This is a genomic window from Cellulomonas sp. EB106-03-03-XG116, assembly GCF_058792015.1.
Genome location: NZ_JBYTEP010000091.1, coordinates 1 through 8234, shown reverse-complemented (window position 1 = coordinate 8234; position 8234 = coordinate 1). Strand labels below are relative to the sequence as shown.

8 protein-coding genes are annotated in these 8234 nt (G+C 76.7%); 3 read left to right on the top strand and 5 right to left on the bottom strand.

All coding sequences use genetic code 11. From position 1 onward, the window contains the following. The coding region (locus tag AC3WUG_RS18925) for a hypothetical protein (protein ID WP_492329083.1) at positions 1-402 on the top strand (402 nt) is incomplete at its 5' end. Positions 403-537: 135 nt separating this feature from the next. Here the strand turns inward: AC3WUG_RS18925 and AC3WUG_RS18920 are convergent. Continuing rightward, positions 538-1662 (bottom strand): NADH:flavin oxidoreductase/NADH oxidase, encoded by a 1125-nt coding sequence (locus tag AC3WUG_RS18920; RefSeq protein ID WP_492329082.1) that lies wholly within the window; start codon positions 1660-1662, stop codon positions 538-540. 108 nt (positions 1663-1770) lie between these two features. Continuing rightward, on the bottom strand, positions 1771-2724 hold the full coding sequence (locus AC3WUG_RS18915) for an NERD domain-containing protein (RefSeq protein WP_492329081.1): 954 nt from the start codon (positions 2722-2724) through the stop codon (positions 1771-1773). 209 nt (positions 2725-2933) lie between these two features. Between AC3WUG_RS18915 and AC3WUG_RS18910 the strand changes: the two genes are divergently transcribed. Both AC3WUG_RS18910 and AC3WUG_RS18905 read left to right on the top strand, forming a co-directional pair. After that, positions 2934-3707, top strand: a complete 774-nt coding sequence (locus AC3WUG_RS18910) for a hypothetical protein (RefSeq protein ID WP_492329080.1) — start codon at positions 2934-2936, stop codon at positions 3705-3707. 32 nt (positions 3708-3739) lie between these two features. Beyond that, on the top strand, positions 3740-4123 hold the full coding sequence (locus tag AC3WUG_RS18905; protein ID WP_492329079.1) for a VOC family protein: 384 nt from the start codon (positions 3740-3742) through the stop codon (positions 4121-4123). An 84-nt stretch (positions 4124-4207) separates the two neighbouring features. Here the strand turns inward: AC3WUG_RS18905 and AC3WUG_RS18900 are convergent, their stop codons facing one another. Genes AC3WUG_RS18900 through AC3WUG_RS18890 form a run of 3 tightly spaced genes read right to left on the bottom strand, consistent with a single transcriptional unit; the run spans position 4208 to position 8137 of the window. Further along, positions 4208-5929 (bottom strand): dipeptide ABC transporter ATP-binding protein, encoded by a 1722-nt coding sequence (locus AC3WUG_RS18900; RefSeq protein ID WP_492329078.1) that lies wholly within the window; start codon positions 5927-5929, stop codon positions 4208-4210. Next, the gene (locus tag AC3WUG_RS18895; protein WP_492329077.1) at positions 5926-7002 is read right to left on the bottom strand and encodes an ABC transporter permease; all 1077 of its coding nucleotides are present in this window, start codon (positions 7000-7002) and stop codon (positions 5926-5928) included. Before AC3WUG_RS18895 ends, AC3WUG_RS18900 begins: the two co-directional genes overlap by 4 nt. A 1-nt stretch (position 7003) precedes the next feature. Continuing rightward, on the bottom strand, positions 7004-8137 hold the full coding sequence (locus AC3WUG_RS18890; RefSeq protein ID WP_147795186.1) for an ABC transporter permease: 1134 nt from the start codon (positions 8135-8137) through the stop codon (positions 7004-7006). Between the last annotated feature and the right edge of the window lie 97 nt (positions 8138-8234).

The following is an 8234-nucleotide window of genomic DNA, read 5'->3' as shown; positions in this document are numbered from 1 at the left end:
GCCGGAGCCCCGGCGCACGCCCGGCACCGCACCGCGCTCGCGCCGACCGGCGGTCCCGCCTACGCCGCGGCCGCACCCGCCGGCCCTGCCTACGCCGCGGCCGCAACCGCCGGCCCCTGGTACCCCGAGCCCGCCCGGCTCGGCGCCGGCCCGCGCGACGCGGTGCACTGGCTGCTCCCGACCGGCCGGTCCTGGCAGTCCATCGTCGCGGGCTACGTCGGCCTGCTCGCGCTGCTGATCTGGCCGCTCGGCCCGTTCGCGATCTGGTTCGGTCTGTGGGCGCTCCGCAGGGCCCGGACCGGCGGACACGGCCGCGGGCGCGCGGTGTTCGCCGTCGTCGTAGGCGCGGCCGCCACCGCGCTGCTCGCCTACCTGCTCGCCTCGGGTGCCCTGACCACCTGAGCGCCGGCGCGGCGCGTGGCGCCGTCCGCGGGCGCGGTGAGGTCGTCACCACGCGACGAGGTCGTCACTCGTGAGTGCCGACCTCGTGCGGAGGTGACGACCTCACCGGCGTACCGGGAGCCGCCCCCGCCCCGCTCAGCCCCAGGAGCCCCGCGCGTACTGCACCGGCCAGCCGGTCGGCTGGCCCGGGAGCACCGTCGCCGCGGCGTCTCCGGCGTGCTCGAGCACGGGGGTCTTGTCATCCAGCGCGTGCGCGGCGCGCAGCGGCCAGTGCGGGTCGAACAGCGCCGGCCGGCCCAGCATGACGACGTCCGCGGAGCCTTGGGCCAGCACCTGCTCGGCCTGCTCCGGCGTCGTGATCAGGCCGACCGCGGAGGTCGCGATCCCGGCGGTCTCGCGGATCGTCCGGGCGGCCGGCACCTGGTACCCCGGCCCGACGGGGATGGAGGCGTGCACGTTGCCGCCGGTCGAGACGTCGACCAGGTCGACCCCGTGCGCGCGCAGCCAGACCGCCACCTGCGCGACGTCCTCGACGGCGAGGCCGCCCTCGGTCCAGTCGGTGGCGGAGACGCGGACGAGCAGCGGGCGGTCCTCCTGGAGCGCCGCGCGGACCGCGTCGACGGTGTCGAGCAGCAGGCGGGCGCGTCCGGCCAGGTCGCCGCCCCACGCGTCGTCGCGGCGGTTCGACAGCGGGGACAGGAACTGGTGCAGCAGGTACCCGTGGGCGGCGTGCACCTCGACGAGGTCGAAGCCGGCGTCGAGCGCGCGGCGGGTGGCGGCGGCGAACTGGCCCGGCACCGCGGCCACCTGCTCCGGCGTCATCTCCTGCGGGGCGGCGTAGCCCTCGAAGGCGACGGCCGACGGCGCGACGGTGTCCCAGCCCCCGGCCGCGGCGGGGACGGTCCCCGAGCCCTCGCCGAACCCGCGGTAGGTGGAGGCCTTGCGACCGGCGTGCGCGAGCTGGACGCCGACGACGGCGCCGCGGCTGCGGACGAGGTCGGTGATCCGGCGCCAGGCGACGACGTGCTCGTCGCCCCAGATGCCGACGTCCTGCGGGGAGATCCGGCCCTCGGGGACGACCGCGGTCGCCTCGGCGAGCACCAGGCCGAAGCCGCCGACCGCGCGGGCGCCGAGGTGCGCGAGGTGCCAGTCGGTGGGGACGCCGTCGCCGTCCGCGGAGTACTGGCACATCGGCGCCAGCCAGACCCGGTTCCGGAACGTGGTGCCGCGCAGCGTCAGGGGGCTCATCAGGAGGCTCACGAGAGGATCGAACCGCGGGGGAGAGCCGTCTCATCCCGCGGGCGCGCGGTCGTGACGCAGGTCACACCACCGGCGCGGCGTCGGGCGCGGCGGGCGTCGGGCGAAGGGTCAGCCCGCGACGTCGAACCAGGCCAGCAGCACGTTGCCGACCGTGAGCAGCCCGAGCACCAGCAGCCCGAGGCGGAGGACGCCGTCGCCGAGGGCGCCGCGGCCGGCGGCCGACGCGGGCCGGGCGGGTGCGGCCGCGTCCTGGCCGGCGTGCAGCCCGGCGACCTCCCGGTTGGCGGGCTGCGCGTAGCGCGGGGTCGCGCCGGCGGTCCCGGCGCGACCGGGGGCGCCGGCCTGCGGGCTCGCCGGGGCCTCCGGGGCGGCCGGGGCGGCGTGGCGCTCGTCCCGCCACACCGCGGCGGGCCGGAACACGTCGTCGACGGTCAGCTGCTCGGGGCTCGCGGCGCCGCCCAGCTCGGCGGCCAGGTACTCGGACACCAGCGTCACGTCCTCGGGGGAGAACACGGGCGGCAGCGCAGCCAGGTGCGCCGCGAGCCGCGGCTCGCCGACCGCCGTCGCGCCGCCCCGCACCGCGGCCGGGTCGAGGTCGCGCCCCCCGAGCGACACCACGGCGAGCACGGCCCGGCGGTGCGCCGGGGCCAGCAGCGCGGTGACCGCGCCGGCGGCGTCGGCGACCGCGGCGACGTCGGCGGTCCGGCCGTAGCCGCGGTGCCGCAGCGTGCCGTCGTGCACGGTGACCTCGCCGGTCCAGCGCAGCGTCTCGACGACGACGACGCCTCCCGGGCCCACGGCGACGTGCTCGACGGTCGCGTCGGTGCTGCCCGGGCGGTGCAGGTCGTGCAGCACGGTCCAGCCGGCGGCCTCGGCCTCGGCCAGCGCGCGGCGGGAGCCGACCGCCTCGGCGGCGTCGGTCAGCCAGGAGTCGAACCAGTCGTCGGAGCGGTCCGCCTCGGGGCGCGCCGAGGGCACGCCGGACGCCCGGCGCGCGCTGCGCCACAGGCCCCGGCGGCGCGAGCGCCGGACGACGGGCTCGGTGCCGATCCCCTGCTCCACACGGGACCTATCGACACGTGGGGGCCCGGTGCTGAGCGGAACGGGACATCCCGGTGCGCACGGGGGACAGGCCCGACCTGGTGCGGCTGCGCCGTCCGGATGAATCGGGGCGGATCCGCCACGGGCGCCCGTTGCCCGGTGCAACGATCCGGCGTGCTCCGCGCCGGGGCGCACCGGGCCCCGGCCCGAGCCCGAGCCAGCCACCCGAGGTGACCATGCGCTTCAACCCGCCGCCGTCCTGGCCGCAGCCGCCCGCCGGGTGGACGCCCCCGCCCGGCTGGCAGCCGGACCTCGCGACGCTGCCGCCGGTCCCCGAGGGGTGGCAGCTGTGGCTGCCGGACGACCCGGACGCGACGTCCGCCCCGGCGGGGACGTGGCCCGCCGCGCCGGCGACCGGCGCGACCGTCCCGGGGCTCGCGTCCCCCGCGCCGACGGCGTTCCCGCAGCCGACCGCGTTCGGGGCGCCCCCGGTGCCCGGGTCCGAGGAGGGGCTGCACGCGCGCCGCGGCGCGACCCGGACCTTCTGGATCGGGATCGCCGTGCTGGTCGGCGCGACCGTCAGCACCATCCTCGCGTCCGGCGACTCCGGCGGGATCATCTGGACCGGCGGCTTCGTCTTCGGGCTCGTGCTGCTGGTCCGCGCCGCGGTCGCCTACCGGGGCGCGCGCCGCGCGGGCGCGCCGGCGTACTCGTCGCGCGGCTGGCTCGGCGCCGCGGGGGGCCTCGTCGCCTGCGTGGCGGTCGGCGTCGTGGCGGTGGTGTCGTACGCCGCGCCGGGCACGGTGCTCCCGCACGTCGCCACCGGCGTCGGGTCGTGCTGGGACGAGGCCGACGGCGAGTTCCTGGAGCCCGTGGACTGCGGCGACCCGCACGCGTTCCTCGCGGTCGAGCAGGTCGAGGTCCTCGACTCCTGCCCGCTCGAGGCCGCCTGGTACGTGGAGGCGGACGACAGCGGCTACCTCTGCCTGCGCGAGGACGCCTGACGGGCGCGCGCCACCGGCCCTAGGCTCGGCGCATGGCCGCCCTGCGCGACGTCGTCGTCGACTGCCGGCACCCCGCCTCGCTCGCGCGGTGGTGGGCCGGCACGCTCGACGGCTACCGCGTGGCGCCGTACGACGAGGCCGAGCTCGCCCGGCTGCGCGCCGCGGGCGTCGAGGACCCCGAGGACGACCCGACCGTGCTGGTCGAGCCCGGCGGGCCCGGGCCGCGGATCTGGTTCCAGCGGGTCCCCGAGCCGAAGACGGCCAAGAACCGCGTGCACCTCGACCTGACGGTGCCCGACCTCGCGGCGGGCGTCGCCGACCTCGTGGCGCGCGGCGCGACGGTGGTCGCCGACCAGGGCACGTGGGTGGTCCTGGCGGACCCCGAGGGCGACGAGTTCTGCGTGTTCCCGGCCTGACCGCACCTGCCGGGTCCGCGGGAGGGCGCCGCAGGGGCGCGCCCCGGGGTGTCCCGGGTGCGCGCCCCTGCGGGTCGTCGCGGGTCAGGCCAGGGCCCGCCAGGCCTCGCGCCGCCGCGCCTGCTCGTCCGGGTCCGGCACGGGCAGGCTCGCCAGCAGCCGGCGGGTGTACTCCTCGCGGGGCGCGCCCAGCACCTCCTCGCCGGTGCCCTCCTCGACCAGCCGGCCGCGGTGCAGCACCGCGATCCGGTCGGCGAGCAGGTCCACCACCGCGAGGTCGTGGCTGATGAACAGGCACGCGAACCCGAGCTGCTCCTGCAGCTCCGAGAACAGCTCGAGCACCCGCGCCTGCACCGACACGTCGAGCGCCGAGGTGGGCTCGTCCGCGATCAGCAGCTCGGGGTCGAGCGCGAGCGCCCGGGCGAGCGACGCGCGCTGGCGCTGGCCGCCGGACAGCTCGTGCGGGAACCGGTCGCCGTACGACCGCGGCAGCTGGACGGACTCCAGCAGCTCGTCGACCCGCGACCGCGCCGCCCGGGCGTCGCGCGCCCGGCCGTGCACGACCAGCGGCTCGGCCACGCACTCGGCGATGGTGAGCAGCGGGTTGAACGACGTCGCCGGGTCCTGGAACACGAACCCGATGCGCGGCCGCACGGGCCGCAGGGCGCGCTCGCGCACCCCGTTCATCTCCAGCCCGAGCACCTGGAGCGACCCGCCGGTGACCCGGGTGAGGCCGGCGATCGCACGACCGATGGTGGTCTTGCCGGAGCCGGACTCGCCGACCAGGCCGACGACCTCGCCGGGCCGGATCGCGAGCGAGACCTTGTCGACCGCCCGGAACCCGGGCTGCCGCAGCCGCCCGGGGTAGACGATCTCCAGGTCCCGCGCCTCGACCACGGGGGTCTGCTCGGCCCAGCCCGCGGGGCGCGCGGCGGCGCGGGCGCGGGCGTGCGCGCCCCCGCTGCCGATCCGCGGCACGGCGTCCAGCAGCGACCGGGTGTACGCGTGCTGCGGGGCGCCGAACAGGTCGCGCACCGGCGCCTGCTCGACGATCTTGCCCTGGTACATCACGGCGACGCGGTCGGCGAGGTCGGCGACCACGCCCATGTTGTGCGTGATGAGCACGATCGCCGCGCCGAACTCGTCGCGGCAGCGCCGGAGCAGGTCGAGGATCTCGGCCTGCACGGTCACGTCCAGGGCGGTGGTGGGCTCGTCGGCGATGATCACGCCGGGGTCGAGCACCAGCGCCTGGGCGATGACGATGCGCTGCTTCTGCCCGCCGGAGAACTGGTGCGGGTAGTGGTCGATCCGGCGCTCCGGGTCGGGGATCCCGACGCGGCGCAGGATGTCGACGGCCTTGGCCCGGGCGTCGGACCGGCTGATCTTCTGGTGGGCGCGCAGGCCCTCGACGATCTGCCAGCCGATCGGGTAGACCGGGTTCAGCGCGGTCGACGGCTCCTGGAACACCATGGCGGCGTCCCGGCCCCGCACCTGGCGGAGCGCCGAGCCGTCGAGCGCGACCACGTCGCTGCGGACCGCGCCGTCCCGGGAGGACAGCACGACGGCGCCCCGGGTGGTCGCGGTGGACGGCAGCAGGCCCAGGAGGGTCTTGGCCGTCACCGACTTGCCGGAGCCGGACTCGCCGACGACGGCCAGCACCTCGCCGGCCGCCACGCTGAGCGAGACGCCGTCGACGGCGCGGACGTCGCCCGCGTCGGTCGCGAAGGACACCGACAGGTCGGTGATCTCGACGACCGGCTCGGCGGGGGCGCCCTGGTGCGGCGCGGTGTCGATGCGTGCGGTCATCGGGCCGCCTCCGTCCCGGGCTCGAGGCCCTCCAGGCCGCCGGGGGCGGACAGCGCGCCGCCGGGGACGACCGAGGTCGCGGCGACGTCGCCGGTCACGTCGGCCGACGCGCGGCGGGTGCGCAGCCGCGGGTCCGCCAGGTCGTTCAGGGACTCGCCGACCAGCGTGATGCCCAGGACGGACAGCACGATCGCGAGGCCCGGGAACACCGAGGTCCACCAGATGCCCGACGTGACGTCGGCGATGGCGCGGTTGAGGTCGTAGCCCCACTCGGCGGCCTGCGTCGGCTCGATGCCGAACCCGAGGAAGCCGAGCCCCGCGAGGGTGAGCACGGCCTCGGACGCGTTCAGCGTGATGATCAGCGGCAGCGTGCGGGTCGCGTTGCGGAGCACGTGCTTGAGCATGATCCGGGTGTTGCTCGCGCCGATGACGCGGGCCGACTCGACGAAGGCCTCGGACTTGATCCGGATGGTCTCCGCGCGCACGACCCGGAGGTACTGCGGCGTGAACACCACGGTGATCGAGAGCGCCGCCGCGAGGACGCCGCCCCACATGCTCGACTGGCCGCCGCTGATGACGATGGCGAGCACGATGGCGAGCAGCAGGGACGGGAACGCGTACACCGCGTCCGCGACCACGACGAGCACCCGGTCGAGCCAGCCGCCGAAGTAGCCGGACACGAGACCGAGCAGCACGCCGATGACCAGCGAGGCGGCGATCGCGATGATCATGACGAGCAGCGCGGTGCGGGACCCGTAGATCACCCGGGACAGCACGTCGAAGCCGCCGACGGTGGTGCCGAGCCAGTGCTCGGCCGAGGGCGGCTGCTGGGCGCCGAACGGCCCGTCGGCGTCGCGGAGCTGGTTGAACCCGTAGGGCGCGAGCAGCGGCGCGAGCAGGGCGGTGAGGACCAGCAGGCCGGTGAGCACCAGGCCGGCGATCAGCATGCCGCGCTGGAGGCCGACGCTCTGCCGGAGCTGGTGCACGACGGGCAGCCGGCGCCAGCCGCGGCGGGCGGGGGCGGCGGCGGTGGCCGGAGCCGCCTCGGGGGCGGCGGCGGGGGTGGTCGCCATGTCAGTACCTCACCCTCGGGTCGATGAGCGCGGCGATGACGTCGACGAGGAAGTTCGTCACGGCGACGATCACGGCGAGCAGCACGACGATGCCCTGCACGGCGACGAAGTCGCGCGCCTGCAGGTACTGCGACAGCTGGAAGCCGAGGCCGCGCCACTCGAAGGTCGTCTCGGTGAGCACGGCGCCGACGAGCAGCATCGCGACCTGCATGCCGACCACGGTGATGATCGGGATGAGCGCGGGCTTGTACGCGTGCTTGCGCAGCAGCCGCGACTCGCGGACGCCGCGCGACCGGGCCGCGTCGACGTAGCCGGAGCCGAGGGTGCCGATCACGTTGGTGCGCACGAGCCGCAGGAACACGCCGGCGGTGAGCAGCCCCAGCGCGATGGCGGGGAGCACGGCGTGCTGGAGCACGTCCGCGACGACCTCGCCGTTGCCGGTGCGGATCGCGTCGATCAGGTAGATGCCGGTCGGGTCGTCGAGCTGCCGCATCTCGATCTCGGAGCGGGTCGACGCGCGCCCGGACACCGGCAGCCAGTCGAGCTGCACGGCGAACACGAGCTTGAGCAGCAGGCCGGCGAAGAACACCGGCGTGGCGTAGCAGGCGATGGCGAACACGCGGAGCACGGCGTCGTGGAACCGGTCGCGGAAGTACGCGGCGAGCAGCCCGAGCGGGATGCCGACGACGAACGCGACGAGCAGCGCGTAGAACGCGAGCTCGAGGGTGGCCGCGCCGAAGGTGGTGAGCACCTCGGTCACGGGCCGGCTGTCGCTGAGCGTGGTGCCGAAGTCGCCGCGCAGGATGTTGCCGAGGTACTCGCCGTACTGGACGAGGATCGGCCGGTCGTAGCCGGCCTGGTGGATCCGCTCGGCGAGCTGGTCGGCGGGCAGGCGCCCGCCCTGGGCGGCCGTGATCGGGTCGCCGGTCGCGCGCATCAGCACGAACACGACGGTGACCAGGATGAACACGGTCGGGATGATCAGGAGGAACCGCACGAGCAGGTAGCGGCCGAGCCCGCCGCCGGTGCCCCGGGTGCGGGGCTCCTTGCGGCCGGGCGTCGCGCCGCCCCCGGCGGCGGTCGCGTCCGCTGCGCCGGTGGGCTGCAGCGGACCGGTGGTGGAGGTGGAGGTCATCTCTTCTTCCCGGTGACGCCGCGGGGGGGGGGGGGGGGGGGGGGGGGGGGGGGGGGGGGGGGGGGGGGGGGGGGGGGGGGGGGGGGGGGGGGGGGGG

Coding starts and splice junctions, on each gene's coding strand:
- AC3WUG_RS18895 (WP_492329077.1), bottom strand. CDS start 7,002: ATGGCGACCACCCCCGCCGCCGCCCCCGAGGCGGCTCCGGCCACCGCC.
- AC3WUG_RS18905 (WP_492329079.1), top strand. CDS start 3,740: ATGGCCGCCCTGCGCGACGTCGTCGTCGACTGCCGGCACCCCGCCTCG.
- AC3WUG_RS18890 (WP_147795186.1), bottom strand. CDS start 8,137: ATGACCTCCACCTCCACCACCGGTCCGCTGCAGCCCACCGGCGCAGCG.
- AC3WUG_RS18900 (WP_492329078.1), bottom strand. CDS start 5,929: ATGACCGCACGCATCGACACCGCGCCGCACCAGGGCGCCCCCGCCGAG.